Annotated in this window: 25 protein-coding genes and 1 pseudogene; 10 read left to right on the plus strand and 16 right to left on the minus strand. The window is 60.6% G+C overall.

What is annotated here, in order from left to right; translation table 11 throughout:
* Positions 1-6 precede the first annotated feature (6 nt).
* From ACYP2Q_RS09680 to ACYP2Q_RS09705, 6 genes are all read right to left on the minus strand, one after another.
* Complete coding sequence (locus ACYP2Q_RS09680) at positions 7-747, minus strand: hypothetical protein (protein ID WP_459730262.1); 741 nt, start codon at positions 745-747, stop codon at positions 7-9.
* Between the two features lie 72 nt (positions 748-819).
* A complete protein-coding gene (locus ACYP2Q_RS09685) occupies positions 820-1,200 on the minus strand; it encodes a RidA family protein (protein ID WP_003229509.1) in 381 nt (126 codons plus the stop codon).
* 37 nt (positions 1,201-1,237) lie between these two features.
* Positions 1,238-3,343: a bifunctional GTP diphosphokinase/guanosine-3',5'-bis pyrophosphate 3'-pyrophosphohydrolase gene (spoT, locus tag ACYP2Q_RS09690; RefSeq protein WP_459730263.1), complete on the minus strand. Its 2,106-nt coding sequence runs from the start codon at positions 3,341-3,343 to the stop codon at positions 1,238-1,240.
* Between the two features lie 57 nt (positions 3,344-3,400).
* Positions 3,401-3,664, minus strand: coding sequence for a DNA-directed RNA polymerase subunit omega (gene rpoZ, locus ACYP2Q_RS09695; RefSeq protein WP_007921129.1), 264 nt, complete (start codon positions 3,662-3,664; stop codon positions 3,401-3,403).
* Positions 3,665-3,831: 167 nt separating this feature from the next.
* Positions 3,832-4,452, minus strand: a complete 621-nt coding sequence (gene gmk / locus ACYP2Q_RS09700) for a guanylate kinase (protein WP_046818551.1) — start codon at positions 4,450-4,452, stop codon at positions 3,832-3,834.
* 12 nt (positions 4,453-4,464) lie between these two features.
* A complete protein-coding gene (locus ACYP2Q_RS09705) occupies positions 4,465-5,328 on the minus strand; it encodes a YicC/YloC family endoribonuclease (protein ID WP_459730264.1) in 864 nt (287 codons plus the stop codon).
* A 267-nt stretch (positions 5,329-5,595) separates the two neighbouring features.
* Between ACYP2Q_RS09705 and rph the strand changes: the two genes are divergently transcribed.
* Together rph and ACYP2Q_RS09715 are read left to right on the plus strand one after the other, a co-directional pair.
* On the plus strand, positions 5,596-6,318 hold the full coding sequence (gene rph, locus ACYP2Q_RS09710; protein WP_459730265.1) for a ribonuclease PH: 723 nt from the start codon (positions 5,596-5,598) through the stop codon (positions 6,316-6,318).
* A 28-nt stretch (positions 6,319-6,346) separates the two neighbouring features.
* The gene (locus tag ACYP2Q_RS09715; RefSeq protein WP_459730266.1) at positions 6,347-6,715 is read left to right on the plus strand and encodes a DUF4870 domain-containing protein; all 369 of its coding nucleotides are present in this window, start codon (positions 6,347-6,349) and stop codon (positions 6,713-6,715) included.
* Positions 6,716-6,799: 84 nt separating this feature from the next.
* Here the strand turns inward: ACYP2Q_RS09715 and ACYP2Q_RS09720 are convergent, their stop codons facing one another.
* Positions 6,800-7,579: an exodeoxyribonuclease III gene (locus ACYP2Q_RS09720; RefSeq protein ID WP_008062840.1), complete on the minus strand. Its 780-nt coding sequence runs from the start codon at positions 7,577-7,579 to the stop codon at positions 6,800-6,802.
* An 82-nt stretch (positions 7,580-7,661) separates the two neighbouring features.
* Here ACYP2Q_RS09720 and pyrE point away from each other — a divergent pair, with 82 nt between their 5' ends.
* Positions 7,662-8,306 carry an orotate phosphoribosyltransferase gene (gene pyrE, locus ACYP2Q_RS09725; protein WP_459730267.1) on the plus strand — a complete coding sequence of 215 codons (645 nt, stop codon included), beginning with the start codon at positions 7,662-7,664 and terminating at the stop codon, positions 8,304-8,306.
* A gap of 189 nt (positions 8,307-8,495) precedes the next feature.
* On the opposite strand, the gene argB is transcribed toward pyrE, so the two are convergent.
* The 4 genes and pseudogenes from argB to coaBC form a co-directional block, all read right to left on the minus strand.
* Positions 8,496-9,401 (minus strand): acetylglutamate kinase, encoded by a 906-nt coding sequence (gene argB / locus ACYP2Q_RS09730; RefSeq protein ID WP_459730268.1) that lies wholly within the window; start codon positions 9,399-9,401, stop codon positions 8,496-8,498.
* A gap of 17 nt (positions 9,402-9,418) precedes the next feature.
* Positions 9,419-10,795: pseudogene (locus ACYP2Q_RS09735) on the minus strand (phosphomannomutase/phosphoglucomutase); the annotation flags it as partial.
* Between the two features lie 201 nt (positions 10,796-10,996).
* The gene (dut, locus tag ACYP2Q_RS09740) at positions 10,997-11,452 is read right to left on the minus strand and encodes a dUTP diphosphatase (protein ID WP_459730269.1); all 456 of its coding nucleotides are present in this window, start codon (positions 11,450-11,452) and stop codon (positions 10,997-10,999) included.
* 5 nt (positions 11,453-11,457) lie between these two features.
* Entirely contained in the window at positions 11,458-12,666 is a 1,209-nt protein-coding gene (coaBC, locus tag ACYP2Q_RS09745) for a bifunctional phosphopantothenoylcysteine decarboxylase/phosphopantothenate--cysteine ligase CoaBC (protein ID WP_008054605.1), read from the minus strand.
* Between the two features lie 135 nt (positions 12,667-12,801).
* Between coaBC and radC the strand changes: the two genes are divergently transcribed.
* Positions 12,802-13,476, plus strand: a complete 675-nt coding sequence (gene radC / locus ACYP2Q_RS09750) for a RadC family protein (RefSeq protein WP_459730270.1) — start codon at positions 12,802-12,804, stop codon at positions 13,474-13,476.
* Between the two features lie 54 nt (positions 13,477-13,530).
* Here radC and ACYP2Q_RS09755 read toward each other — a convergent pair whose 3' ends face one another.
* Positions 13,531-15,117 (minus strand): ABC transporter substrate-binding protein, encoded by a 1,587-nt coding sequence (locus ACYP2Q_RS09755; RefSeq protein WP_459730271.1) that lies wholly within the window; start codon positions 15,115-15,117, stop codon positions 13,531-13,533.
* Between the two features lie 447 nt (positions 15,118-15,564).
* Here ACYP2Q_RS09755 and rpmB point away from each other — a divergent pair, with 447 nt between their 5' ends.
* On the plus strand, positions 15,565-15,798 hold the full coding sequence (rpmB, locus tag ACYP2Q_RS09760) for a 50S ribosomal protein L28 (RefSeq protein WP_003176907.1): 234 nt from the start codon (positions 15,565-15,567) through the stop codon (positions 15,796-15,798).
* 11 nt (positions 15,799-15,809) lie between these two features.
* Positions 15,810-15,965 (plus strand): 50S ribosomal protein L33, encoded by a 156-nt coding sequence (rpmG, locus tag ACYP2Q_RS09765; protein ID WP_007894709.1) that lies wholly within the window; start codon positions 15,810-15,812, stop codon positions 15,963-15,965.
* A 191-nt stretch (positions 15,966-16,156) separates the two neighbouring features.
* On the opposite strand, the gene ACYP2Q_RS09770 is transcribed toward rpmG, so the two are convergent.
* Positions 16,157-16,519 carry a cupin domain-containing protein gene (locus tag ACYP2Q_RS09770; protein WP_459730272.1) on the minus strand — a complete coding sequence of 121 codons (363 nt, stop codon included), beginning with the start codon at positions 16,517-16,519 and terminating at the stop codon, positions 16,157-16,159.
* A gap of 234 nt (positions 16,520-16,753) precedes the next feature.
* Here ACYP2Q_RS09770 and ACYP2Q_RS09775 point away from each other — a divergent pair, with 234 nt between their 5' ends.
* Together ACYP2Q_RS09775 and ACYP2Q_RS09780 are read left to right on the plus strand one after the other, a co-directional pair.
* Positions 16,754-18,247, plus strand: a complete 1,494-nt coding sequence (locus ACYP2Q_RS09775) for an aldehyde dehydrogenase (RefSeq protein ID WP_459730273.1) — start codon at positions 16,754-16,756, stop codon at positions 18,245-18,247.
* 166 nt (positions 18,248-18,413) lie between these two features.
* Complete coding sequence (locus tag ACYP2Q_RS09780; protein WP_459730274.1) at positions 18,414-19,556, plus strand: MFS transporter; 1,143 nt, start codon at positions 18,414-18,416, stop codon at positions 19,554-19,556.
* An 81-nt stretch (positions 19,557-19,637) separates the two neighbouring features.
* Here the strand turns inward: ACYP2Q_RS09780 and ACYP2Q_RS09785 are convergent, their stop codons facing one another.
* Together ACYP2Q_RS09785 and ACYP2Q_RS09790 are read right to left on the minus strand one after the other, a co-directional pair.
* On the minus strand, positions 19,638-21,206 hold the full coding sequence (locus tag ACYP2Q_RS09785; protein ID WP_459730275.1) for a phospholipase D family protein: 1,569 nt from the start codon (positions 21,204-21,206) through the stop codon (positions 19,638-19,640).
* 60 nt (positions 21,207-21,266) lie between these two features.
* The gene (locus ACYP2Q_RS09790; RefSeq protein WP_459730276.1) at positions 21,267-22,700 is read right to left on the minus strand and encodes an aminotransferase-like domain-containing protein; all 1,434 of its coding nucleotides are present in this window, start codon (positions 22,698-22,700) and stop codon (positions 21,267-21,269) included.
* Positions 22,701-22,879: 179 nt separating this feature from the next.
* On the opposite strand from ACYP2Q_RS09790, the gene ACYP2Q_RS09795 reads away from it, so the two are divergent.
* A complete protein-coding gene (locus ACYP2Q_RS09795) occupies positions 22,880-23,125 on the plus strand; it encodes a DUF1127 domain-containing protein (RefSeq protein ID WP_459730277.1) in 246 nt (81 codons plus the stop codon).
* 106 nt (positions 23,126-23,231) lie between these two features.
* On the opposite strand, the gene ACYP2Q_RS09800 is transcribed toward ACYP2Q_RS09795, so the two are convergent.
* On the minus strand, positions 23,232-24,545 hold the full coding sequence (locus ACYP2Q_RS09800) for an NAD(P)/FAD-dependent oxidoreductase (protein ID WP_459730278.1): 1,314 nt from the start codon (positions 24,543-24,545) through the stop codon (positions 23,232-23,234).
* A 146-nt stretch (positions 24,546-24,691) separates the two neighbouring features.
* Here ACYP2Q_RS09800 and ACYP2Q_RS09805 point away from each other — a divergent pair, with 146 nt between their 5' ends.
* Positions 24,692-25,045, plus strand: a complete 354-nt coding sequence (locus ACYP2Q_RS09805) for a YkgJ family cysteine cluster protein (protein ID WP_459730279.1) — start codon at positions 24,692-24,694, stop codon at positions 25,043-25,045.
* Positions 25,046-25,066: the final 21 nt, after the last annotated feature.

Raw genomic sequence — 25,066 nt, forward strand, 5'->3', positions numbered from 1 at the left:
TGTTGCTTACTGCTTTTCCAGCAACCACTTGCGATTGCCCGGAGTGTACTGGGGCATTTCGTCTGCCAGGGCAGCATTCACGGCCTGGAAAATCTCCAGTTCCTTGCCTTTGCGGGAAAAGATCCAGGGGTTTCCCTGGCCATTGAGTTGCAACCACATGTTGTCGTTGCCACCGCTCATCGACGCGCAGTCACCCGCCAGGCACAGGGCATAGCGATCGGCTTCCGGCAGTCCGATGACCTGGCCGTCGGCCTGGAACTGCACGCTATTGCCTTCGCCGGGGCCACTGACGACCCTCCAGCTGCCGCCCATATATGCCGAATACAGCGCGCGTTCGAAGCTGGCGCCTATCGGTGCGCCTTCCGGAACCGGAGTCAGCGCCCGGTCGAAGACCTGTTCAGGTTCGTTGTCGCTGGCGGCCTGGCTTAGTTGCTTGCCGTCGCGCTTGAGCTCGCTGGCAGAGCTGCCATAAAAGTCGACTTTCCAGGCGCCGGACTGCTCGCCCAGCAACTTGCCTTCGACATTTTCAAAACCATTGGTGTAGCGGGCCTGGTTGGCCTTGGTGTTGACGTCCCACTCCAGGTTCGGACCATAGGCCTGGAGGGCTTCACGCAGGGGGCCGCCTTTGGCTGCAGCATCGATCGCCGCCTGGTTGATCCAGGTGCCACTGATGTCACGGTCGGCAGGGTTGCTGGCACAACCGCCCAGGAACAGGGCGACCAGCGAGAGGGCTAGCGCAGCGCGCATGGTGGAATCCTTTCAAAACGCTTTTTATACATACGGCAGCGGCGCAGCCTTCAAAGGGCTGCGCCGGACGTATTACTCGATGACCAGGATGGCATCCATTTCAACCTGCGAACCCTTTGGCAGGGCTGCTACGCCGATGGCGGCGCGGGCTGGGTAAGGCTGGTCGAAGTACTTGCCCATGATCTCGTTGACCTTGGCGAAGTGGCTCAGGTCGGTGAGGAAGATGTTCAGCTTGACGATGTCCTTGAACGAACCGCCAGCGGCTTCAGCCACGGCCTTGAGGTTCTCGAACACCTGGACGGTCTGGGCTTCGAAGCCTTCCACCAGTTCCATGGTTTTTGGGTCCAGTGGAATCTGGCCCGACATGTAGACGGTGTTGCCAGCCTTGATCGCCTGGGAGTAAGTGCCAATGGCGGCCGGGGCTTTGTCGCTGGTGATAACAGTTTTGGTCATGAATGACTCCTTGTAAGAGGGTGGCTAGGTTGACGAGCTATGCGCGCATGCGGGTGATGCGAATCACCCCGGTCAGGGCGCGCAGTTTCTTGATCACGCGGGCCAGGTGCACGCGGTCGTGTACGCTGACCACCAGTTGGACCACGCTGATGCGACCATCGCGTTCATCCATGCTGATTTTCTCGATGTTGCCGTCGGCCGCGTTGACGCTGCTGGCCAGCAGGGCGATCAGGCCGCGCTGGTGTTCCAGCTCGACGCGCAGTTCGACGTTGAATTCGCCGGTGACATCCTTGGCCCACGAGAGCTGGATGCATTTTTCCGGGTTGTGGCGGATTTCGCTGATGTTGCGGCAGTTGTCCAGGTGCACGACCATGCCTTTGCCGGCGGACAGGTGGCCGACAATCGGGTCGCCCGGGATCGGCGTGCAGCATTTGGCGTAGCTGAGGACCAGGCCTTCGGTGCCGCGAATCGCCAGCGGTCCTTCCGGACTTGGCAACTGCTCACCTTCGCCCAGCAGCCGGCGGGCCACCACATAGGCCATGCGATTGCCCAGGCCGATGTCTTCGAGCAGATCTTCGATCAGTTCGAGGCGGTACTCGGCGAGCATCGCCTTGACGCGCTCGAGCGGGATTTTCTCCAGCGAGCTGTCGAAGCCGTTGAGCACCTTGTTCAGCAGGCGTTCGCCCAGGCTGATGGATTCGGAGCGGCGTTGCAGTTTCAGCGCATGGCGGATGTGGGTGCGCGCCTTGCCGGTCACCACGAAGTTGAGCCACGCCGGGTTCGGCCGCGCACCGGGAGCGCTGACGATCTCGACCGTGGAGCCGCTTTGCAGCGGTTCGGACAGCGGCGCGAGGCGACGGTTGATCCGGCAGGCGATGCAACTGTTGCCGACGTCGGTGTGCACCGCGTAGGCGAAGTCCACGGCGGTGGAGCCTTTTGGCAGCTCCATGATCCGGCCTTTGGGCGTGAACACGTAGACCTCGTCCGGGAACAGGTCGATCTTCACGCTCTCGATGAATTCCAGCGAGTTGCCGGCCCGTTGCTGCATTTCCAGCACGCCTTTGACCCACTGGCGGGCGCGGGCGTGTGTGCCTTTGGGCTGCTCGTCGCCGCTGGACTTGTACAGCCAATGGGCAGCGATGCCGTTGTTGGCCATTTCTTCCATTTCACGGGTGCGGATCTGGATTTCGATCGGAACACCGTGCATGCCGAACAGCGTGGTGTGCAGCGACTGATAGCCGTTGGCCTTGGGGATCGCGATGTAATCCTTGAAGCGCCCCGGCAACGGTTTGTACAAATTGTGTACTGCGCCCAACACGCGGTAGCAGGTATCGACCTTGTCGACGATGATCCGGAATGCGTAGACGTCCATGATCTCGTTGAAGGCCCGGCGCTTGCCGCGCATCTTCTTGTAGATGCCGTAGAGGTGTTTCTGGCGACCGCTGACCTCGCCCTGGATGCCATCGATGGCCAGGCAGTGGCTTAAGGACTCTTCGATCTTGTTGACGATTTCCTTGCGGTTGCCCCGGGCGCGCTTGACCGCCTGGTAGATCCGCGCGGAACGCATCGGGTGCATGGCCTTGAAGCCGAGGTCTTCGAATTCTATGCGGATGGCGTGCATGCCCAGCCGGTTGGCGATGGGTGCATAGATTTCCAGGGTTTCCTTGGCGATTCGCCGGCGTTTTTCGCCGGACAGCACTTCCAGCGTGCGCATGTTGTGCAAGCGGTCGGCCAGCTTGACCAGGATCACGCGGATGTCGCGTGCCATGGCCATGGCCATTTTCTGGAAGTTTTCAGCCTGGGCTTCGGCCTTGGTCTCGAAGTTCATCTGGGTCAGTTTGCTGACCCCGTCGACCAGTTCGGCCACGGTTTCGCCAAATTGCGCTTGCAGCGCTTCCTTGGCAATGCCGGTGTCTTCGATCACGTCATGCAGCATCGCCGCCATCAGGCTCTGATGGTCCATGTGCATGTCGGCAAGAATATTCGCCACCGCAAGGGGGTGCGTGACGTACGCCTCGCCGCTACGGCGGCGTTGGCCGTCGTGGGCTTGTTCGGCGTAGAAATACGCTCGGCGGACCAGGTTGACCTGGTCTTTGCCGAGGTAGGTCGATAAGCGATCGGCGAGGGCGTCTATGCTCGGCATGATGTCTCCTGCCGTAAGCTTTTATCCCGCGCCGTGCTACGTCGACCAGGCATAGGCTTAGACGGCCTCGTTGGACTCGTCCTCGAATGCAGCGAAAAGCGGTTCATCTTCAACGATTTCGGCTTCGGCGATAGCTGCGTAGTCGATCAGGCCTTCAGCGATTTCACGCAGGGCGACGACGGTAGGCTTGTCGTTTTCCCATGCTACTTTCGGCTCTTTGCCGCCGGTGGCCAGTTGACGGGCACGCTTGGTAGAGAGCATGACCAGCTCAAAGCGGTTATCCACGTGTTCTAGGCAGTCTTCAACGGTTACGCGGGCCATGGTCTTCCTCGTAGCAAATGCAATATGCGCGCTGCCCGGATGGGCGAGCGGACTCAACAGTTTAAAAAATCACCAGCGATTAGGGAAGCGCTGATTTTTTGACCAGACCCTTCAACGCGCTGCAAGTGCCAATGTAAAGCCCTTGCAGCTGTTTTGGGAAGTGCTGATTAACCGAGCAATTCAGCCAGCAATTTGCCAAAACGTTGCTGTTGGCGTTTCTGCTGCAGCTGATTGGCGCGGAAAATCGCCTTCAGGTCGTGCAGCGCGTGGGCGAAATCGTCGTTGATGACCAGGTAGTCGTAGTCGACGTAGTGGCTCATTTCGCTGACGGCTTCACGCATCCGGCCGTCAATGATCTCGTCACTGTCCTGGCCACGATTGGTCAGGCGCTGGTGCAAGGCCTGCAATGAAGGCGGCAGAATGAAGATCGAGCGGGCCTGGGGCATCAGCTTGCGCACTTGCTCGGCGCCTTGCCAGTCGATTTCCAGAATCAGGTCGTGGCCTTCGTCCAGGGTCTGCTGCAGATGGCTTTGCGAAGTGCCGTAGAGATTGCCGAATACTTCGGCGCGCTCGAGGAAATCGCCGTGCTCGATCATCTTCACGAACTCGCTGCGGTCGACGAAGTGATAGTTCACGCCATTCACTTCACCGGGACGCATCGCGCGGGTGGTGTGGGAGACCGAGACGCGGATCTCCGGATCAGCATCGGTCAGGGCCTTGACCAGGCTGCTCTTGCCCGCGCCAGAAGGGGCGGAAATGATGTACAGGGTGCCAGTGCTGTGGGTCATGTGGGGTTTGCCTTACTCAATATTCTGCACTTGTTCGCGCATCTGCTCGATCAACACCTTGAGGTTGACCGCAGCCTGGGTGCTGCGCGGGTCGAAGGCTTTGGAGCCCAGTGTATTGGCTTCGCGGTTGAGCTCCTGCATCAGGAAGTCCAGGCGCCGCCCGGCGGCACCGCCGGACTTGAGCACCCGGCGAACTTCGATGATGTGGGTGCTCAGGCGATCCAGTTCTTCGGCGACGTCGCTTTTCTGCGCGAGCATGACCATTTCCTGTTCCAGGCGCTGCGGGTCCATCTCCGCCTTCATGTCGGCGAAGCGGTCGAGCACTTTCTGGCGCTGGGTGGCGAGCATTTGCGGAACCAGCTCGCGCAGGGTCACCACGTCTTCTTCGATGGACGTCAGGCGCTCGTTGATCAGCCGTGCCAGTTCTGCGCCTTCGCGCTCGCGGCCGGCCTTGAGCTCTTTGAGGCCCTGGTTGAACAGCGCCAATGCTTCGGCGTTCAGCGCTTGCGGGTCAGTTGCATCGCCCACCAGTACGCCGGGCCACGCGAGAACTTCGAGCGGGTTCAGCGCCGCCGGATTCTTGATCAGGCTGGCGATGGTCTCGGCGGCTGCAACCAGTTGCGCGGCGCGTTCCTGATCCACTTGCAGCGCTTTGCCAGTGTTTTCTTCGGTGAAGCGCAGGGTGCATTCGAGCTTGCCCCGCGACACGCCTTGGCGCAAGGCTTCACGGACAGCGCCTTCAAGGTCGCGAAAGGACTCGGGCAGGCGCAGGTGGGGCTCGAGGTAACGGCTGTTGACCGAGCGCAGTTCCCAGCTCAGGGTGCCCTGGACCCCGGCTTTCTCGACGCGGGCGAAGGCGGTCATGCTGTGCACCATGGAGGGACCTCGCAATGCAGATCGGCGCGCAACTGAGGTTGCGGCGATCCGATATCAATGAATTTAAGCTGACTGGCAGCAAAGGCGCAGGATTGTAGCGCAGTGGCGTGGATGCGCCCAAACACACGGTGTGACAAAGACCTGCAGGTCGTCGGCAGCGGGCCGTTCAGAGCCATCGCTGGTCCGATGATTTTTTTAGAAGTGCCCAGTCGAGGCTGGCGGCTCTATAATGCTCCGCAGTTTTCCGTCCCCGTACAGGTATCCCTTATGAAACGTCCAAGTGGTCGCGCTGCCGATCAGCTCCGCTCGATCCGCATTACCCGCAACTACACCAAACACGCCGAGGGGTCCGTGCTGGTCGAGTTCGGCGACACCAAGGTCATCTGCACCGTCAGCGTCGAAAACGGCGTGCCGCGGTTCCTCAAGGGCCAGGGCCAAGGCTGGTTGACGGCCGAGTACGGCATGCTGCCGCGCGCCACTGGCGAGCGTAACCAGCGTGAAGCGAGCCGTGGCAAGCAAGGCGGGCGTACCCTGGAAATCCAGCGACTGATCGGCCGTTCCCTGCGCGCAGCGCTGGACATGACCAAGCTGGGCGACGTCACCCTGTACGTCGACTGTGACGTGATCCAGGCTGACGGCGGTACACGCACCGCGTCCATCACCGGCGCCATGGTTGCCCTGGTCGATGCCTTGAAAGTGATCAAGAAGCGCGGCGGCCTCAAAGGCGGCGACCCGCTCAAGCAAATGATCGGTGCGGTGTCGGTGGGCATGTATCAAGGCGAGCCTGTGCTCGACCTCGACTACCTGGAAGACTCGGCTGCCGAGACTGACCTGAACGTGGTGATGACCAGCACGGGCGGCTTCATCGAGGTACAGGGCACTGCCGAAGGCGCGCCGTTCCAGCCTGAAGAGCTGAACGCCATGCTGGAACTGGCGAAAAAAGGCATGAACGAAATCTTCGATCTGCAAAAGGCTGCACTGGCTGACTGATTGGATGGCCACAGGCAAGGAGGACGCCATGAGTGACGAGCAACAGTTGCTTCCCGCGCCGAGCAAAGAGGTTCGGCAGTGGGCAATGTTTTGTCACTTGTCCGCCTTGCTGGGCATCTGGATTCCGTTCGGCACGCTGCTTGGCCCACTGGTCCTGTGGCAGATGAAGCGCGAGATGGACCCGTTCATCGACGCGCAGGGCAAGGAGGCGCTGAATTTCCAGATCACCGTCGCCATTGCTTCTGCCATTTGCCTGCTGCTGATGCTGGTGATTATCGGGTTTTTCCTGTTCGGGCTGGTGGCGATCGGGGCGCTGGTATTGACCATCATTGGCGGTGTGAAAGCCAATGAGGGGGTGCCTTATCGGTATCCATTTACCTGGCGCCTGATCAAATAAGCAACTCGCTCTTACAGGGGGCGAACTGATGCCCACAAAAAAGCCGACATTGCTGTCGGCTTTTTTGTGTTTGCGAAACGACGATCAGATAGTCAGCGTCCAGTCGTAGTCCACGATCAACGGCGCGTGTTGCGAGAACCGTGGCTGACGTGGCAGGCGCGCACTGCGTACGAAGCGGCGCAGGCCCGGGGTCAGGATCTGGTAGTCGAAACGCCAGCCGAGGTTGAGCATTTCGGCCTGTTCGTTATCCGGCCACCAGCTGTACTGGTCGCCTTCACGGCTGACTTCGCGCAAGGCATCGACATAACCCATGTTGCCGACAATCTCGTCCATCCAGGCCCGTTCAGGCGCCAGGAAGCCCGGAGATTGCTGGCTGTCGCGCCAGTTCTTGATGTCCAGTTTCTGTTGCGCCACGTACAGCGAGCCACAATAAATGTACTCGCGGCGTTTGCGCCGCTGCTTGTCCAGGTACTTGGCGAAGTCGTCCATGAGCTTGAACTTCTGGTTCAAGTCCTCGTCGCCGTTCATTCCGGAAGGAAGCAACAGGGTTGCAATACTGACTTTGTCGAAATCTGCTTGCAGGTAGCGCCCGTAGCGGTCTGCCGTCTCGAAACCGAGACCGCTGATGACAGCCTTCGGTTGCAACCGCGAGTACAAAGCCACGCCGCCTTGGGCGGGAACTTCGGCGTCGCAGGCATAAAGGAAGTATCCATCCAGTTGGAAGGCTGGATCGTCCAGTTCAAAGGCGGAGGCACGGGTGTCCTGCAGGCAGATGACGTCGGCATTCTGTGCCTGCAGCCAACTGAGCAAACCTCGCTCGACTGCAGCCTGAATACCATTGACGTTCACACTGATGATCCGCATAAATGGCCCCAAAAATCGCGTGCGTGTATGATACACGGCGTCAACCTAATTAGCTAAATCCGTGGTATTTGGGGTTTTTTTCATGCAAGCGTATCAGCGCGATTTCATTCGTTTTGCCATCGATCGCGGCGTTTTGCGCTTCGGTGAGTTCACCCTGAAGTCCGGGCGCACCAGTCCTTACTTCTTCAATGCCGGCCTGTTCAACTCGGGTTCGGCCCTGGCGCAGCTGGGTCGTTTCTACGCCGCAGCCATTGCCGAAAGCGGCATTGCCTTCGATGTCCTGTTCGGTCCGGCGTACAAGGGCATCCCTTTGGCGGCGACCACTGCCGTGGCATTGGCCGAGCATCACGGCCGTGACCTGCCATGGTGCTTCAACCGCAAGGAAGCCAAGGCCCACGGCGAAGGCGGCAGCCTGGTCGGCGCACCGCTGACCGGCGAAGTGCTGATCATCGACGACGTGATCACTGCCGGCACCGCGATTCGCGAAGTGATGCAGATCATCGCTTCCCAGGACGGCGCCAAGGCGGCCGGCGTGCTGATCGCCCTGAACCGCCAGGAGCGTGGCAACGGTGAATTGTCAGCGATCCAGGAAGTGGAGCGTGATTTCGGTATTCCAGTGATCAGCATCGTTTCGCTGAACCAGGTGCTGGAGTTCCTGGCCGACGATCCGCAGCTCAAGCAACACCTTCCAGCCGTAGAAGCCTACCGCGCCCAATTCGGCGTGTAACACGGCCCCCTGTAGGAGCGAGCTTGCTCGCGATGGACGCCAGAACAACGCGGGCTACCAGACACCCCGCGTTATCGCTGACGTTTTTCGCGAGCAATCGAGCGTCGACCGGCTGCTCCTACAGGATCGCAGGCAAAAAAAGACCCCGTTCAGCCAGGCCGAGCGGGGTCTTTTTTATTGCGCTAACGCTTACGGACGCTTGCGATTGCTGATCAAGGTGCCCACACCGGTATCGGTGAAGATTTCCAGCAGGATCGCGTTTGGCACACGCCCGTCAATGATCAGCGAGCTGCCCACACCGCCCTGGACCGCTTCCAGTGCGCAACGGATCTTTGGCAACATGCCACCATAGATGGTGCCGTCGGCGATCAGTTCGTCGACCTGCTGGGTCGTCAGGCCGGTCAGGACCGTGCCCGACTTGTCCATCAGGCCGGCGATGTTGGTCAGCAACATCAGTTTCTCGGCTTTCAGCGCCTCGGCCACCTTGCCGGCCACCAGGTCGGCATTGATGTTGTACGACTCGCCATTGGCGCCAACGCCGATTGGCGCGATCACCGGGATGAAATCACCTTTGACCAGCAGGTTCAGCAGGTCGGTGTTGATGCCGACGACTTCGCCCACGTGGCCAATGTCGATGATTTCCGGGGTGGTCATCTCCGGCGTCTGGCGGGTTACGGTGAGCTTTTTCGCACGAATCAGCTCGGCGTCTTTGCCGGTCAGGCCGATGGCGCTGCCGCCGTGACGGTTGATCAGGTTTACGATGTCCTTGTTGACCTGGCCACCGAGGACCATCTCGACCACGTCCATGGTCGCCGCATCGGTAACCCGCATGCCGTCGACAAAGTGGCTCTCGATCGACAGGCGCTTGAGCAAATCACCGATTTGCGGACCGCCACCGTGAACCACGACCGGGTTGATCCCCACGGCCTTCATCAGCACGATGTCGCGGGCGAAGCCGGTCTTGAGCTCCTCGCTTTCCATCGCGTTGCCGCCGTATTTGATCACCAGTGTCTTGCCGACATAGCGGCGAATGTAAGGCAGCGCTTCGGACAGGACCTTGGCGGTGTTGGCGGCGGCTTCGCGTTCGAGGGTCATTCAGGGCTCCGGGTGAATCAGAACGGTAGTTGGAGTTCAGGTGCAACACGCTTCAACTGGACGTGGAAAACGTCCTTGATGCGTTGCAATTCAGCCTCGTCATCGGCCTCGAAACGCAGGACCAGCACCGGTGTGGTGTTGGAGGCGCGAACCAGGCCCCAGCCTTTGGCATAGTCGACTCGCACGCCGTCAATGGTGGTCAGGTCAGCGCCTTCGCCCCACTTCGCGTCGTGCAATGCATCAATGATGCTGAATTTGCTCTCTTCGGTCACATGGATATTGATTTCCGGCGTAGAAATATCGTTCGGGAAGGTCGCGAACAGCTCCTCCGCCGAGGATTTTTCCTTGCTGAGGATTTCCAGCAACCGCGCGGCGCTGTAAATGCCGTCGTCGAAACCGAACCAGCGCTCCTTGAAGAAGATGTGCCCGCTCATTTCGCCGGCCAACAGGGCGCCGGATTGTTTCATTTTTTTCTTGATCAACGAATGACCGGTCTTCCACATCAGCGGACGACCACCGTATTCCTTGATCAGCGGGATCAGGCGGCGAGTGCATTTGACGTCGAAAATGATTTCAGCATTCGGGTTGCGCGCTACCACGTCGCGGGCAAACAACATCAGCAGGCGGTCCGGGAAGACGATGCTGCCGGCGTTGGTCACCACACCGACGCGGTCGCCGTCGCCGTCGAAAGCCAGGCCGATATCGGCGTTGGTTTCCTTGACCTTGGCGATCAGGTCGACGAGGTTTTCCGGCTTGCCCGGGTCTGGGTGATGGTTGGGGAAGTTGCCATCGACCTCACAGAACAGCGGGATGACTTCGCAGTTCAGCGCCTCGATCAATTGCGGGGCGATCACGCCGGCCGCGCCGTTGCCGCAGTCCACCACGACTTTCAGGCGGCGGGCCAATTTTATGTCCTGGACGATTTCGGTGGTGTAGCGGTCGAGGATCTCGACCTGGGTGATGCTGCCCTTGCCGCTGGTCAGGTTGTTGGTCTTGAGGCGGTCATGCAGGGCCTGGATCTGTTCATTGGCCAGGGTGTCGCCGGCAATGACGATCTTGAAGCCGTTGTAATTCGATGGATTGTGGCTACCGGTGAGCATCACGCCGGACTTGCCAGCCAGTACATTGGCCGCGTAGTACAACGCCGGGGTTGGCACCAGGCCAACGTCGCTGACGTGGCAGCCGCTGTCGGCCAGGCCTTGGATCAACTGTTCAACCAGCTCCGGACCGGACAGGCGACCGTCACGGCCAACGGACACGTTAGGTTCATTCTGGGCCAGGCTCTGAGCTCCGATGGCGCGACCGAGCCAGTAAGCCGTTTCAGCGTTGAGAAATTCCGGGACTGTGCCGCGTATGTCGTAGGCGCGGAAAATACTGTCGGGGAACTTGGGGGCAACGCGCACTGGGGTGGTCATCTAGGGGAATGCTCCATCTTGAAAGTGGCTGGACAGGCCGGCGAATGATCGCCGGCAGGTTCAAACTGAAAGGTATGACGGCGTTTTTCGCGCAGAGTTCGTGGTGCGAAAAGGCCATGCCAGCGACGCGAGCGGCTTTTGGCCGATCAATCCCTTGATTTCAGGCGTGTAGATAACGTGTCAGTGGCTGCCGGAATGACCGAAGCCGCCGGTACCACGCTGGGTCTCGACGAACTCTTCGACCATCTCGAAATGCGCCTGCACCACTGGCACCAGCACCAGTTGCGCCAGGCGTTCGCCGATGGCCATGGTGAAGTCGGTCTGGCCACGGTTCCAGCACGAGACCATCAGCGGTCCCTGGTAGTCGGAGTCGATCAGCCCGACCAGGTTACCCAGGACGATGCCGTGCTTATGGCCCAGGCCGGAGCGCGGCAGAATCAGCGCCGCCAGGTTCGGGTCGCCGATGTAGACCGACAGGCCAGTGGGGATCAGTACGGTTTCCCCCGGTTTGATCACGATGTCCTGCTCCAGCATGGCGCGCAGGTCGAGGCCGGCGGAGCCTGGCGTGGCGTACTGTGGCAGCGGGAATTCGGTACCAATGCGGGGATCGAGGATCTTGGCTTGCAAAGCGTGCATGTAAATTAAACCTGGTTCAGACGTTCGGCGATAAAAGTGATCAGCTGGCGAGCAATCTTGCTCTTGCTGGTCTGGGCGAAGAGTGTGGCGTGAAGCTCACGGTCGATCACGCTGCAGGCGTTTTCTTCGCTGTTGAAGCCAATGCTCGGGTTGGCGACGTCGTTGGCGACGATCAAATCGAGGTTCTTGTCTTTCAGCTTGCGGGCAGCGTAATCGAGCAGGTGTTCGGTTTCGGCGGCGAAACCGACACTGAACGGACGGTCGGGGCGTGTGGCGATGCTGGCCAGGATGTCCGGGTTGCGCACCATTTGTAGCAACAAGCCGTCGCCGTTCGTAGGATCTTTCTTGAGTTTCTGTGGCGCAACGACTTCCGGGCGGTAATCCGCGACCGCTGCCGAGGCGATAAACAGGTCGCAAGGAATCGCCGCTTCACACGCGGCGAGCATGTCGCGGGCGCTGACGACGTCAATGCGCGTAACACGATCCGGAGTCGGCAGATGCACAGGGCCGGTGATCAGGGTGACGCGGGCGCCGGCTTCAACCGCCGCTTCGGCCAGGGCAAAGCCCATTTTTCCGGAGCTGTGGTTGGTGATGTAGCGCACTGGGTCGATATTTTCCTGGGTCGGGCCGGCGGTGATCAGCACGTGCTTGCCGGTCAGTGCCTGACGCTGGAAGCAGTCTGCAGCGCACTGGGCCAGTTCCGTGGCTTCGAGCATGCGCCCCAGGCCGACGTCGCCGCAGGCCTGGCTGCCGGAGGCCGGGCCGAAGGCCTTGATGTCACGGCTCTCGAGGGTTTGCAGGTTGGCCTGGGTGGCCGGGTCGCGCCACATGGCCTGGTTCATTGCCGGTGCGACGGCTACCACGGCGTCGGTCGCCAGTACCAGCGTAGTCAGCAGGTCGTCGGCAATGCCCTGGGCCAGTCGCGCGATCAAATCGGCGGTGGCGGGGGCGATCAGCACCAGGTCGGCCCATTTTGCCAGTTCGATGTGGCCCATCGCGGCTTCGGCCGCCGGGTCCAGAAGGTCCAGGTGGACTGGGTGCCCGGACAGGGCCTGCATGGTCAGCGGAGTGATGAACTCAGCGCCGCCACGGGTCATGACCACGCGCACTTCGGCGCCCTGGTCGATCAGGCGGCGAACCAGGTCGGCGCTCTTGTAGGCAGCGATACCGCCGCCGACGCCCAGAACAATGCGTTTCCGATACAGCCGCTGCATAGGCCTGCCTTTCATTTCGTTGATGACTGCGTTGCGATACCCCCTCCCCAGGAGTGAAATCGCCCGCAAAAAAGATGGGCTACGATATCACAGCGACCGCTACGGAACAGCGGCGCCCACAGACAGGGAGGTGCTATGAGTATTCGCGATTGGCCGTCGGCGGAACGACCGCGGGAAAGGTTGCTTGAACAGGGCGCGGGAAGTCTTTCCGACGCCGAGTTGCTGGCGATATTTTTACGAACCGGTGTGGTGGGTAAAAGTGCCGTGGATCTGGCGCGGCACCTGTTGACTCAGTTTGGCAGCCTGCGTTTGCTGCTGGAGGCCGATCAGGAAACGTTCAGCGAACAGTTGGGGCTGGGGCCGGCAAAATTCGCTCAGTTGCAGGCTGCTCAAGAAATGAGCAGGCGTCATCTGGCCGAGCGTGCGCGCGAAAAGTCGGCGCTGGAAAATCCGCAGGCGGTGCGTGAATACCTCAAGTCGATGCTGCGCCATGAGCCCCACGAGGTGTTCGGCTGCCTGTTCCTCGACTCCAGGCATCAGGTGCTGGCATTTGAGGTGCTGTTTCGCGGCTCGATCGACAACACCAGCGTCCATCCGCGGCAAGTGGTCAAGCGTGCGCTGGCGCAAAATGCTGCGGCCTTGATTCTCTGCCACAACCATCCGTCGGGCAACACTGATCCCAGCCAGGCCGACCGTCAGCTGACCAATCGCCTGCAAAAGGCGTTGGACCTGATCGATGTGCGGGTACTCGACCATTTCATCATCGGAGACGGCGACCCGTTGTCGTTGGCGGAGTATGGGTGGATGTAAACCCCTGTAGGAGCAGCCGGTCGACGCTCCTACAAGGTTTTGCGTTGGGGCGGATTATTTGATGTTGACCTTGGCGTAGTCCTGCCGCCCGAACGGGCTTACCGAGTATCCCTCGACAGACTTGCTCGTCAGTGCGAAGGCAGTCGGATGAGCCAGCGGCAGCCACAGTGCCTGTTGCTGGATCTGCGTCTGGGCCTGTTCGTAGAGTTTGGTGCGCACACCTTGCTCGCCGGTGGTCTTGCCGGCGCTGATCAACTTGTCCAGGTCCTGGTTGCAATAACGCGCAAAGTTGGTGCCGGACTTGACCGCGGCGCAGGAAAACTGCGGCGTGAGGAAGTTGTCCGGGTCGCCGTTATCGCCAGCCCAGCCCATGAACAGCAGGTCATGTTCACCGGCCTTGGCGCGGCGAATCAGCTCGCCCCATTCGATCACGCGAATTTCCGCCTGGATGCCGATTTCCGCCAGGTCGGACTGAAGCAACTGGGCACCCAGGCTCGGGTTAGGATTGAGCAGGCTGCCGGACGGACGGGTCCAGATCGTGGTCTGGAAACCCTCCTTGAGCCCGGCCTTGGCCATCAACGCCTTGGCCTTGTCGATGTCATGGGGGTAACCCGGCAACGATTTCGCATAGCTCCAGGTGTTTGGCGGGTAGGGGCCATTGGCGGGTTCGGCGGTGTCCTCGAACACGGCCTTGACGTAGTTGGCCTTGTCGAAGGCGAGGTTGATCGCCTGGCGCACTTCAGGCTTGTCCAGAGGCGGGTGCTGACTGTTGATGGCCACGAAAGCGGTCATGAAAGCGTCAGTTTTTTCGACTTTCAAGGTCGGCTCTTTCAACGCTGCCTGGACATCCAGAGGCTTGGGCGACAGGGCGATCTGGCATTCATTGCGGCGCAGTTTCTGCAAGCGCACGTTGGCGTCTGGGGTGATGGCAAAGATCAGCGGGTCGACGGCGGGCTTGCCGCCGAAGTACTCGGCATTGGCTTTGTAGCGAACCGTGGCGTCCTTCTGGAACCGCGTGAACACGAACGGCCCCGTGCCGATCGGTTGGCTGTTGAGCTTCTCCGGCGTGCCGGCTTTCATCAACTTGTCGGCGTACTCGGCCGAGTAGATCGAGGCGAAACCCATGCTCAGGGTGGCGAGGAAGGTGGAGTCCGGGTGGTCCAGGGTAAAACGAACGGTCAGCGGGTCCAGCGCGTCGATCTTCTTGATAAGCGCGGGCAATTGCATCGATTGCGCATGTGGAAAGCCGCTCTGGGCGACTTTGTGCCATAGGTTGGCCGGGTCGAGCATGCGGTCGAAGCTGAACTTCACGTCCTCGGCCGTCAGTTCCCGCGTCGGGCTGAAATACTCGGTGCGGTGAAATTTTACCTGCGGGTGCAACTTGAAGACGTAGGTCAGGCCATCAGGGGTGACCTCCCAGCTGTCCGCAAGACTGGCAACCACTTTTCCGCTGGCGGTGTCGAAATCCACCAGTCGGTTCATCAACACGTCGGCCGAGGCGTTGGTGGTGGTCAGCGAGTTGTATTGCACCACATCGAACCCTTCCGGGCTGGCCTCGGTGCAGACGCTCAGGGCGGCGGCGAAGGCCTGTGGGCCCAGCAGGAGCGGGGCAAGCAACAGCGGTAGGGCAGCGAGGCGCATGGTCGGGTTCCTTTACAGATCGAAGGCCCATCTGCAAGTGCAGTCTGGAAAAGGCTTACCCTAGTGGGCTGGATTGCAAATGACTATCCCCTTTTTCGATTTCAGGGGACTATAGCCGATCGATTCGGGTGGGCATTGGTTGGAAAAAAGCTGGATTGGCCTGTCAGGCAGATTCTCTGCGACGAGCGGTCGAAATCGTCGATAGCCTTGTTCCAAGGCCCCTGGCGGCTGAAAAACAGGGTTTTTATCAACTCAACGCACACCGAATGTTGTTGCTCTCCAGTCTTTCTGGTATAAAGCAGCGCTCTTTTCTAGGGGCCCGGTTCCTTCGTTTGTAGGTGTAGCCGGTAAGACCCTTAAAGAAACGCGGCGCCTGGCGCCAAATGACTGAGAGATTAAGCGGCCAACCCATGCCGGGTTGGGCATGTGGTTTTAGAGGGCTGAGGCATGTCTAGAGTCTGTCAAGTTACCGGTAAGGGTCCGGTGACTGGGAATAACATTTCCCACGCAAATAACAAAACCCGTCGTCGTTTCCTGCCTAACCTGCAGCATCACCGCTTCTGGGTTGAAGAAGAGAAACGTTTCGTGCGTCTGCGCGTATCTGCCAAAGGCATGCGTATCATCGACAAGCGTGGCATCACTGTCGTGCTGGCCGAAATCCGCGCCGCTGGCAAGATCTAAGGGAGCTAATCATGCGTGAATTGATTCGTTTGATTTCGAGCGCCGGTACTGGTCACTTCTACACTACCGACAAGAACAAGCGCACTACTCCGGACAAAATCGAGATCAAGAAATTTGATCCGGTTGTTCGCAAGCACGTGATCTACAAGGAAGGCAAAATCAAGTAATTGATTTTTCCCGACTTACGAAAAAGGCCCGTATCGCGAGATACGGGCCTTTTTTGTTGCTTTGGGGATTATGTGTTGCCTGTCAGGGCCCCTTCGCGAGCAAGTCCGCTCCCACATTTGAGTGGTGTGGACCCGGACAAATGTGGGAGCGGGCTTGCTCGCGAAGAGGGCTTCCCTGACACCGCAAACCCTCAGGCTTTCTGTTCAAACGCCACATAGATCTTGCGGCACGGCTCCAGCACCTCCCAGGTACCCCGGAACCCGGCCGGGATCACGAAGCGATCGCCCGCGCGCACGGTTTTGCTGTTGCCGTCGTTGTCGCGCAGCACGGACACGCCCTGGACGATCTCGCAGTATTCATGCTCGGTGAAATTCACCAGCCACTGGCCGACGGCGCCTTCCCACACGCCGGCATTCAGCTGGCCGCAAGGACTGTTGTAGTGGTTGTACACCGCTTGCTCCGGATCGCCCTTGAGGACTTTTGCCGGGTCTGGGCGATAGCGTTCCGCGGCCGTGGTGGCCTGGCCGAAGTCGACGATGTTCTGGATGCTCATTGTTGTAATCCCCGGTCATTGCGGTGCGAGTGGTTAAAGAACCAAAGTCTATGTTTATTAAAATGAACATCGCAAGGCCGTTTGCCGGCGTTATGTCAAATATATTGAAACTTCACCTGCCGCTGGTTTAGGGTGGTGGTTGCCTTGGGGCCGTAAGCAGGCTGGCCGGGCAGAATTCCTGACAGCGCCCGCGAAGAACGCGGGTGTCGTATTCAATAAGAGGAGGACACTCGCATGACCACCCTGACTCGTGCCGACTGGGAACAACGCGCTCGCGATCTGAAGATCGAAGGCCGCGCCTACATCAATGGCGAATACACCGATGCCGTTTCCGCCGAGACCTTCGAGTGCATCAGCCCCGTCGATGGTCGGCTGCTGGGCAAGATTGCCAGCTGTGATGCCGCCGATGCCCAGCGCGCTGTTGAAAACGCCCGCGCCACCTTCAATTCCGGTGCCTGGTCACGCCTGGCGCCGACCAAGCGCAAAGCCACCATGATCCGTTTCGCCGGCCTGCTGAAACAGCACGCCGAAGAGCTGGCCCTGCTTGAAACCCTGGACATGGGCAAGCCGATCAGCGACTCCCTGTACATCGACGTTCCCGGCGCGGCGCAAGCCCTGAGCTGGAGCGGCGAAGCCATCGACAAGATCTACGACGAAGTGGCCGCCACCCCGCATGATCAGCTGGGCCTGGTCACTCGCGAGCCAGTTGGCGTTGTCGGCGCCATCGTGCCGTGGAACTTCCCGCTGATGATGGCCTGCTGGAAACTCGGCCCGGCGCTGTCCACCGGTAACTCGGTGATTCTCAAGCCGTCCGAAAAATCCCCACTGACCGCCATCCGCATCGCTGCCCTGGCCGTCGAGGCCGGCATCCCGAAAGGCGTGCTCAACGTGCTGCCAGGTTACGGTCACACCGTCGGCAAGGCCCTGGCCCTGCATAACGACGTAGACACCCTGGTGTTCACCGGTTCGACCAAGATCGCCAAGCAATTGCTGATCTACTCCGGCGAGTCGAACATGAAGCGCGTCTGGCTCGAAGCCGGTGGCAAGAGCCCGAACATCGTGTTTGCCGATGCACCGAACCTGCAGGACGCCGCCGAAGCCGCTGCCGGCGCCATTGCGTTCAATCAGGGCGAAGTCTGCACCGCCGGTTCGCGCCTGCTGGTGGAACGTTCAATCAAGGACCAATTCCTGCCGATGGTGATCGAAGCGCTGAAAGCCTGGAAACCGGGCAACCCGCTGGACCCGGCAACCAACGTCGGTGCGCTGGTGGACACCCAGCAGATGAACACCGTGCTGTCCTACATCGAGTCCGGTCACACCGACGGCGCCAAGCTTGTTGCTGGAGGAAAGCGCACGCTGCAGGAAACCGGCGGCACCTATGTTGAGCCGACGATTTTCGATGGCGTGAGCAACGCGATGAAAATCGCCCAGGAAGAAATCTTCGGGCCGGTGCTGTCGGTCATCGCTTTCGATACCGCCGAAGAAGCCATCGCGATCGCCAACGACACGCCGTACGGCCTCGCCGCGGCAGTGTGGACCAAGGACATCTCCAAGGCTCACCTGACCGCCCGCGCACTGCGCGCCGGTAGCGTGTGGGTCAACCAGTACGACGGTGGCGACATGACGGCACCGTTCGGTGGCTTCAAGCAGTCCGGTAACGGTCGCGACAAGTCGCTGCATGCGTTCGACAAGTACACCGAGCTGAAGGCGACCTGGATCAAGTTGTAAGTCGGTTTTCTTAACGACGTAGATCCCCTGTGGGAGCGGGCTTGCTCGCGAAGGCGGTGTGACAGTCAACATTGATGTTGAATGTGATGGCCTCTTCGCGAGCAAGCCCGCTCCCACATTGTTTTGTGCCGCCTGTACAAAATAACAATCCACAGGAGCGTGGAACATGCGTTGGGCGACGTATTTCGCCGTGTTGGCGTCTGTCTTGAGTGTCGGGCTGGCCCTGGGTGTCAGCATGCCGCTGGTGTCGTTCCGCCTGGAAAGCTGGGGTTACGGCTCGTTTGCCATCGGCGTGATGGCGGCCATGCCGGCCATTGGTGTGCTGCTGGGCGCGAAGATCTCCAGCCATCTGGCGGCCCGTCTGGGCACGGCCAATCTTATGCGTCTGTGCCTGTGGGCCGGTGCGGTGTCCATCGGTTTGCTGGCGCTGCTACCGAGTTATCCGATCTGGCTGGCGCTGCGCTTGATGATTGGCGTGATCCTGACCCTGGTCTTCATCCTCGGTGAAAGCTGGATCAACCAGCTGGTGGTCGAAGAGTGGCGTGGACGGCTGGTGGCGCTGTACGGCAGCAGCTACGCGTTGAGCCAATTGGCCGGGCCGATCCTGCTGGGCGTACTCGGTACCGAGCACGATTACGGTTTCTGGGTCGGCGTCGGGCTGCTGGTGGCGGCGCCGTTCCTGTTGCTGGGGCGCAGCGGCGCGCCCGACAGCGAGGCCTGCAGCGTGACCTTCGGCGATTTGCTGACCTTCTGCCGTGGCCTGCCGGCAATTGCCTGGGCGGTGTCGCTGTTCGCGGCGTTCGAGGCGATGATCCTGACGCTGCTGCCGGTGTACTGCCTGCGCCAGGGTTTCACCACGGAAATCGCCCTGGCGATGGTCAGCACGGTAGTGGTGGGGGACGCCTTGCTGCAACTGCCCATCGGTGCGCTGGCTGATCGCGTGTCGCGGCGTGCGTTGTTTACCGGCTGCGCGGTGGTCCTGTTGGTGTCGAGCCTGGCGATCCCGATGCTGATCGACACCCTGCTGATCTGGCCGCTGTGGGTGCTGTTCGGTGCCAGTGCAGGCGGGCTGTTTACCTTGTCGCTGATCCTGATTGGCGAGCGTTATCGCGACGATGCCCTCGTGCGGGCCAATGCGCACATCGCGCAGCTGTGGGGCATCGGTTGCCTGCTCGGGCCGTTGATCGCCGGTGCCGGTAGCCAGTGGATCAGCGGGCATGCGTTGCCGTTGCTGATGGCGGCGGGGGCATTTGGACTGGTGATCCTGGTGTCGCGCCAGGGCGCGTTTGGCGCGGTGCAGCCCGCATAAGATCAAAAGATCGCAGCCTGCGGCAGCGCCTACAGGGGGGAATGCGTACACCTGTAGGCGCTGCCGCAGGCTGCGATCTTTTTAAAGCATCCGCTCTAGCCCGACGATGTCGCTGAGCCAGGCATTGAAGCGCCGCCACCAGCTGCCCGGTTCCTCGGTCAAGGTGTGCATTTTGCCGTCGTCTTCGGTGGTCCATACGACCTGTTCATTCTCCAGCTGCACGTGGTAACTCAAGGGAGGCGCCATGCCCTGCAACGCCAGCTCGCGAACGTGGGCCGCCAGTTCCGGGCTGTCCACCAGCACCCCGACCTCGGTGTTCCACAGGACCGAGCGCGGGTCGAAGTTGAACGAGCCGATGAAGGATTTTTGCTGGTCGAAGATGATGGCTTTGCTGTGCAGGCTGGAATCGGAATCCCCGTAGGACTTGCTGGAAAACAGGCGAGGTCCGCTACCGCCGGTGTCGCCGGGCTGGCGGCGCAGTTCGAACAGCTGCACACCATGCTCCAGCAGCGCCTTGCGATACGGTGCATAGCCGCCGTGCACCGCCGGGACGTCAGTGGCCTCCAGTGAGTTGGTCAGCAAACGTACCGACACGCCGGCGTCAGCGCGTCCGGTCAGGTAGATCAGCCCCGGTGGCCCAGGCACGAAATAGGCCGAGATCATGATCAACTCTTTGCTGACCCCCTGGAGTGCGGGCGCCAACTGGGTCGTCAGCAGCAACTGAGGGTCGGGCTCGCCGTCGGAAAGCACCTTGCTCGGTGCATCCCACAGCGCCTGGTTCCAGGCCCAGATCAGCTCGTTGCGCCAGATATCCAGGCGCGGCTGCGTGGCGAAAGTCATCAACTGTTGATAGAGCGCGTGGTTCTGTTTGCGCGATTCCTCCAAGGACTGTTCCAGCCGGGTGCGGGTGTTTTGCAGGTCCTCGGCTGTCGGTTTGCTGGAGACAAATTCATCGATCGGCTTGCTCAGGGCGCTATTCCAGTACTGGTCGAAACTGTGCCCCAATTGCTCGGCGACCGGCCCGACGCTAAGCATGTCGATGTCGGTGAAGTTCAGGTTGGGCTTGGCATCGAAATACTCGTCCCCGATGTTGCGCCCACCGACAATCGCCATGCTGTTGTCGGCCAGCCACAGCTTGTTGTGCATGCGTCGATGTTGCTGCGACACATTGAGCAATCGGCCTAGGGTCCGCGTCACGCCGGTGCTGCGCCCCAGATGCAAGGGGTTGAACACGCGAATCTGGATCTGTGGATGCGCCGCCAGCGTGGCGATGGTCTCGTCCAGGCCATCGCTGGTGGTGTCGTCGAGCAGAATGCGTATACGTACGCCGCGGTCCGCGGCTTTGAGCAGTTCAGAAACCAGCATCCGCGTGCTGATGCCGTCATGCACGATGTAGTACTGCAGGTCGAGGCTGCTTTGCGCGTTGCGAATCAGCTCGGCGCGCGCGGTGAAGGCCTCGGTACTGTTGGACAGCAGGCGAAAGCCCGATTTCCCCTCATGGGTGGCGGCCTGGTCCTGGACCGATCGGCCGAATGCCGAGTTGTTCGCTGGCAGCGCCTGGCTCGGCTCGACCTGCAAGTCGAAGTTGGCGCAGCCGCCGAGGAACGAAGCAAGTAACACAAGGGCAAGCAGGGGCTGTCTGACAGTCACGTGGGATCGTTCCGGGTGGCGGCAGGTGTGGGCATATGGATACTGGCGTTGGCAAAAAGGTCAGTCGTTCAGCTCACAAGTTTGCGCAAGCAGATTGATGGCCGCCGCGCCGACCTTGCGCACGGCGTCTTCAATCTGTGCCGATGGTTTGGCAGCGTAGTTCATGCGCAGGCAATTGCGGTATTTGCCCGATGCGGAAAAGATGCTGCCGACGGCGATCTGTACGCCTTGGTCGTGCAATTCGCGATTGAGTTTGAGTGTGTCGAAACCTTCCGGCAATTCAACCCACAGCATGAAGCTGCCCTGGGGGCGACTGGCGCGGGTGCCGGGCGGGAAGTAGCGAGCCACCCAGTCGATCATCATGTCGCGATTACGCTGGTATTGCGTGCGCATCCGCCGCAAATGCGGTTCGAAATGGCCGCCCTTGAGGAATTCGGCGATGGCAATCTGCGGTTGCGGCGCGGTCGAGCCGGTGCTGATGTATTTCATGTGCAGCACCCGTTCCAGATAGCGACCAGGCGCGACCCAGCCGATGCGCAGGCCAGGCGCCAGGGTCTTGGAGAATGAACTGCACAGCAGCACGCGGCCGTCCTCGTCGAAGGATTTGATGGTGCGTGGGCGTGGATAGGAATAGGCCAGTTCGCCATACACATCGTCTTCGATGATCGCCACGTCAAAACGCTGTGCGAGCGTCAACAACGAGCGTTTGCGCGACTCCGGCATGATGTAGCCCAGCGGGTTATTGCAGTTGGGGGTCAACTGTATGGCCTTGATCGGCCACTGTTCCAATGCCAGTTCCAGGGCATCCAGGCTGATCCCGGACAGCGGGTCGGTAGGGATCTCCAGGGCTTTCATGCCCAGTCCCTTGAGGGTCTGCATGGCCCCGTGAAAACTCGGCGAGTCCACCGCCACAATATCTCCGGCTGCACAGATCGCCCGAATACTGGTGGACAGCGCTTCGTGGCAACCGGTGGTCACCACCAGGTCGCCGGGCCCCAGCTGGCAGCCCGAGTCGAGCATCAGCCGGGCGATTTGTTCGCGCAGTTCGAGGTTGCCGTGGATGTTGTCGTAATACAGTCCCGGCATGTCTTGCCGCCGGCTGATGCGCGCCAGATCGCGCAACAACGGTTTCATGGTCGGGCTGGTGATGTCCGGCATGCCGCGACCCAGTTGCACCACGTCCTTGCGCGGCACTGCGCGGATCAGCTCCAGCACCTGGTCCCATTGCGAAATATCCACCGGACGCTGGGCCGGACGGCCAATTGCCGGCAGGTCCGGCAGTTCGCGGCTGGCGGGCACGAAATACCCGGACTTCGGCCGTGGTATGGCCAGGCCGTTGTCTTCCAGCACCCGATAGGCTTGCTGCACCGTGCTCAGGCTGACCCCGTGTTCGACGCTCAGCGCCCGCACCGAAGGCAAGCGGTCACCGGGGCGATAGAAGCCCTGTTCGATACGCGTGCCGAGCAATTCGGCGAGGTTGACGTAAAGGGTCATGGTGCAGTCTCGGCAGGTGAGATGGGGTTGACCAGTACAGATCGGGCAAAAATTCAGGATTCAGCAGCATAAACGGCGAATCTGTATGGATTTAATACAGATGTATTGAATCTGTAATGCTTTTGCTCGCCCCAGCATCATGAAAGCTCTGGCTACCCAAGTAAACAGGAGCAATCAAAATGAACGGCTTGAGCGATGTGCGGCTGACGTTACACAGTCAGGAACTGACGGCAGGGCAAAGGGACAGCGCGCGCCATGCGCCCATGCGCAATGTGCCGTCCCATCTGAGCCGCTGGGACCTGTTCTGGCAGCGACTGCACACACGCAAGGCGTTGCTGGCGCTGACACCGGAACAGCTCAAGGATGTCGGGTTGACGCGTGAGCAGGCTCGGGAGGAGGGGCTGAAGCCGTTCTGGCGGATTTGAGGTGTTCTTTGGATCCTTTCGCTGGCAAGCCAGCTCCTACAAGGGCATGTGTATTCTGTAGGAGCTGGCTTGCCGGCGATGGCGTCCGCCAATACACAACAATTCTTTAGACCAACTCTTTGAGCCGATGCCACAACATCCCCAACGCCAACAACGGCGAGCGCAAATGCTTGCCCCCGGGGAAGGTGATGTGCGGCACTTTGGCAAACAGATCGAAGCCGCCACTGTGCTGCCCGCCGATGGCCTCGGCCAGCAACTTGCCCGCCAGGTGCGTGGCATTCACCCCATGGCCGGAATAAGCCTGGGCGTAATACACATTCGGTTGCTCCTTGAGCCGGCCGATCTGCGGCAGGCGGTTGGCGCCGATGCCGATCATCCCGCCCCATTGATAATCGATCCGCGCGTTGGCCAGTTGTGGGAAGACCTCCAGCATTTTCGGGCGCATATAGGCTGCGATGTCGTTCGGGTCGCGCCCCGAGTAATGGCAGGCGCCGCCGAACAGCAAGCGCCGGTCCGCCGAGAGTCGGTAGTAATCCAGTGCCACCCGTTGATCGCAGACCGCCATGTTCTGCGGCAGCAGGGCGTGGGCCTGTTCTTCACTCAAAGGCTCGGTGGCGATGATATAGCTGCCGGCGGGCAGCACTTTGCCGCTGAGTTCGGGATTGAGCTCATTGAGGTAGGCGTTGCAGCCCAGGACCAAGGTCTTGGCCCGGACCGAACCCTGGGCGGTGTGCACCTTGACCTCGGGACCGTACTCGATGCGCGTGACGGCCGACTGTTCAAACAGCCGGGCCCCCAGTTGCTGGGCGGCCGCGGCTTCGCCCAAGGCCAGGTTCAGCGGATGCAGATGGCCGGAGCCCATGTCGATCAGCCCGCCGACGTACCGCTTGGAGCCCACCACCGTGTGCATTTCGTGGGCTTGCAGCAGTCGGGTTTCATAGCGGTAACCAAGGCTGCGCAGTTCTTCGGCGTCTTCGGCGAAGCCTTCAAGGTCGCGAGGCTTGTTGGCAAGGTCGCAATAGCCCCAGGTCAGGTCGCAGGGAATGCCGAACCGCTCGACTCTCTGTCGGACGATTTCCACCGCTTCCAGGCCCATGAGCTTCATCTGCCGCACGCCGTCGGTACCGATCACGTTGGCAAACTGATCCAGGCCATGACCGACCCCCCGAATCAACTGCCCACCATTGCGGCCACTGGCGCCCCAGCCGATTTTATGGGCTTCGAGCAGCACCACGCTCAGACCGCGTTCCGCCAGTTCCAGCGCGGTGTTCAACCCGGAGAACCCGCCACCGACCACGCAAACGTCTGCCACCAGTTCGCCGGTCAGCACCGGATGGTCGGGCTGGGGCAGGCTGCTGGCGGCATAGTAAGAGCTGGTGTGCTGGTGATTCGCGGCAGGCGGCTGGGCACGGCCATTCATGTGCGTGATCCTGATTCGAGCGTCTGGAAAATTTGACGGAGCATAAGCCGGACCTCGAAGGCGGGCAACATTGGTCGGCTGGTGCTGTCTGGATCGGGGCTTTTACGTCAGAATCCGTCCCTGTTCCGAGATCGGTAGTGGTTTAGATGAGTTGCAACAGTCAGAAAATTCGCACGCTGCGCCAGCAGATTCCCTCGTTCGAGTGCGTGCCCGGTTGCCATGACTGCTGCGGCCCGGTCACCACCTCGCCGGAGGAAATGTCCCGTCTGCCGCGCAAGAGCCGCGCCGAGCAGGATGCGGCGATGGATGAACTCAACTGCGTCCATCTTGGGCCGAACGGCTGCACCGTGTATGACGAGCGGCCGCTGATCTGCCGGTTGTTTGGCACCACCAAGAGCTTGCCGTGCCCTAATGGGCGAGGGCCGGTGGAGTTGATTCATCCGCATGTCGAGAAGCAAGTATTTGAGTACATGGCCTCGAATCGGCAGGTGCTGGTTTAAAAGATCGCCCCTGTAGGAGCT

It is taken from the genome of Pseudomonas sp. MHK4 (assembly GCF_054600775.1).

Bases quoted from the DNA above. Each gene is read 5' to 3' on its own strand.
- spoT (WP_459730263.1), bottom strand. From the start codon at position 3,343: ATGCCGAGCATAGACGCCCTCGCCGATCGCTTATCGACCTACCTCGGC.
- pyrE (WP_459730267.1), top strand. From the start codon at position 7,662: ATGCAAGCGTATCAGCGCGATTTCATTCGTTTTGCCATCGATCGCGGC.
- ACYP2Q_RS09805 (WP_459730279.1), top strand. From the start codon at position 24,692: ATGAGTTGCAACAGTCAGAAAATTCGCACGCTGCGCCAGCAGATTCCC.
- ACYP2Q_RS09705 (WP_459730264.1), bottom strand. From the start codon at position 5,328: ATGGTGCACAGCATGACCGCCTTCGCCCGCGTCGAGAAAGCCGGGGTC.
- ACYP2Q_RS09795 (WP_459730277.1), top strand. From the start codon at position 22,880: ATGAACGGCTTGAGCGATGTGCGGCTGACGTTACACAGTCAGGAACTG.
- ACYP2Q_RS09770 (WP_459730272.1), bottom strand. From the start codon at position 16,519: ATGAGCATCCAGAACATCGTCGACTTCGGCCAGGCCACCACGGCCGCG.
- argB (WP_459730268.1), bottom strand. From the start codon at position 9,401: ATGACCCTCGAACGCGAAGCCGCCGCCAACACCGCCAAGGTCCTGTCC.
- ACYP2Q_RS09715 (WP_459730266.1), top strand. From the start codon at position 6,347: ATGAGTGACGAGCAACAGTTGCTTCCCGCGCCGAGCAAAGAGGTTCGG.
- ACYP2Q_RS09780 (WP_459730274.1), top strand. From the start codon at position 18,414: ATGCGTTGGGCGACGTATTTCGCCGTGTTGGCGTCTGTCTTGAGTGTC.
- ACYP2Q_RS09790 (WP_459730276.1), bottom strand. From the start codon at position 22,700: ATGACCCTTTACGTCAACCTCGCCGAATTGCTCGGCACGCGTATCGAA.
- rpmG (WP_007894709.1), top strand. From the start codon at position 15,810: ATGCGTGAATTGATTCGTTTGATTTCGAGCGCCGGTACTGGTCACTTC.
- dut (WP_459730269.1), bottom strand. From the start codon at position 11,452: ATGCACGCTTTGCAAGCCAAGATCCTCGATCCCCGCATTGGTACCGAA.
- rpmB (WP_003176907.1), top strand. From the start codon at position 15,565: ATGTCTAGAGTCTGTCAAGTTACCGGTAAGGGTCCGGTGACTGGGAAT.
- ACYP2Q_RS09720 (WP_008062840.1), bottom strand. From the start codon at position 7,579: ATGCGGATCATCAGTGTGAACGTCAATGGTATTCAGGCTGCAGTCGAG.
- ACYP2Q_RS09680 (WP_459730262.1), bottom strand. From the start codon at position 747: ATGCGCGCTGCGCTAGCCCTCTCGCTGGTCGCCCTGTTCCTGGGCGGT.
- rph (WP_459730265.1), top strand. From the start codon at position 5,596: ATGAAACGTCCAAGTGGTCGCGCTGCCGATCAGCTCCGCTCGATCCGC.
- ACYP2Q_RS09775 (WP_459730273.1), top strand. From the start codon at position 16,754: ATGACCACCCTGACTCGTGCCGACTGGGAACAACGCGCTCGCGATCTG.
- gmk (WP_046818551.1), bottom strand. From the start codon at position 4,452: ATGACCCACAGCACTGGCACCCTGTACATCATTTCCGCCCCTTCTGGC.
- ACYP2Q_RS09755 (WP_459730271.1), bottom strand. From the start codon at position 15,117: ATGCGCCTCGCTGCCCTACCGCTGTTGCTTGCCCCGCTCCTGCTGGGC.
- ACYP2Q_RS09800 (WP_459730278.1), bottom strand. From the start codon at position 24,545: ATGAATGGCCGTGCCCAGCCGCCTGCCGCGAATCACCAGCACACCAGC.
- rpoZ (WP_007921129.1), bottom strand. From the start codon at position 3,664: ATGGCCCGCGTAACCGTTGAAGACTGCCTAGAACACGTGGATAACCGC.
- coaBC (WP_008054605.1), bottom strand. From the start codon at position 12,666: ATGCAGCGGCTGTATCGGAAACGCATTGTTCTGGGCGTCGGCGGCGGT.
- ACYP2Q_RS09685 (WP_003229509.1), bottom strand. From the start codon at position 1,200: ATGACCAAAACTGTTATCACCAGCGACAAAGCCCCGGCCGCCATTGGC.
- radC (WP_459730270.1), top strand. From the start codon at position 12,802: ATGAGTATTCGCGATTGGCCGTCGGCGGAACGACCGCGGGAAAGGTTG.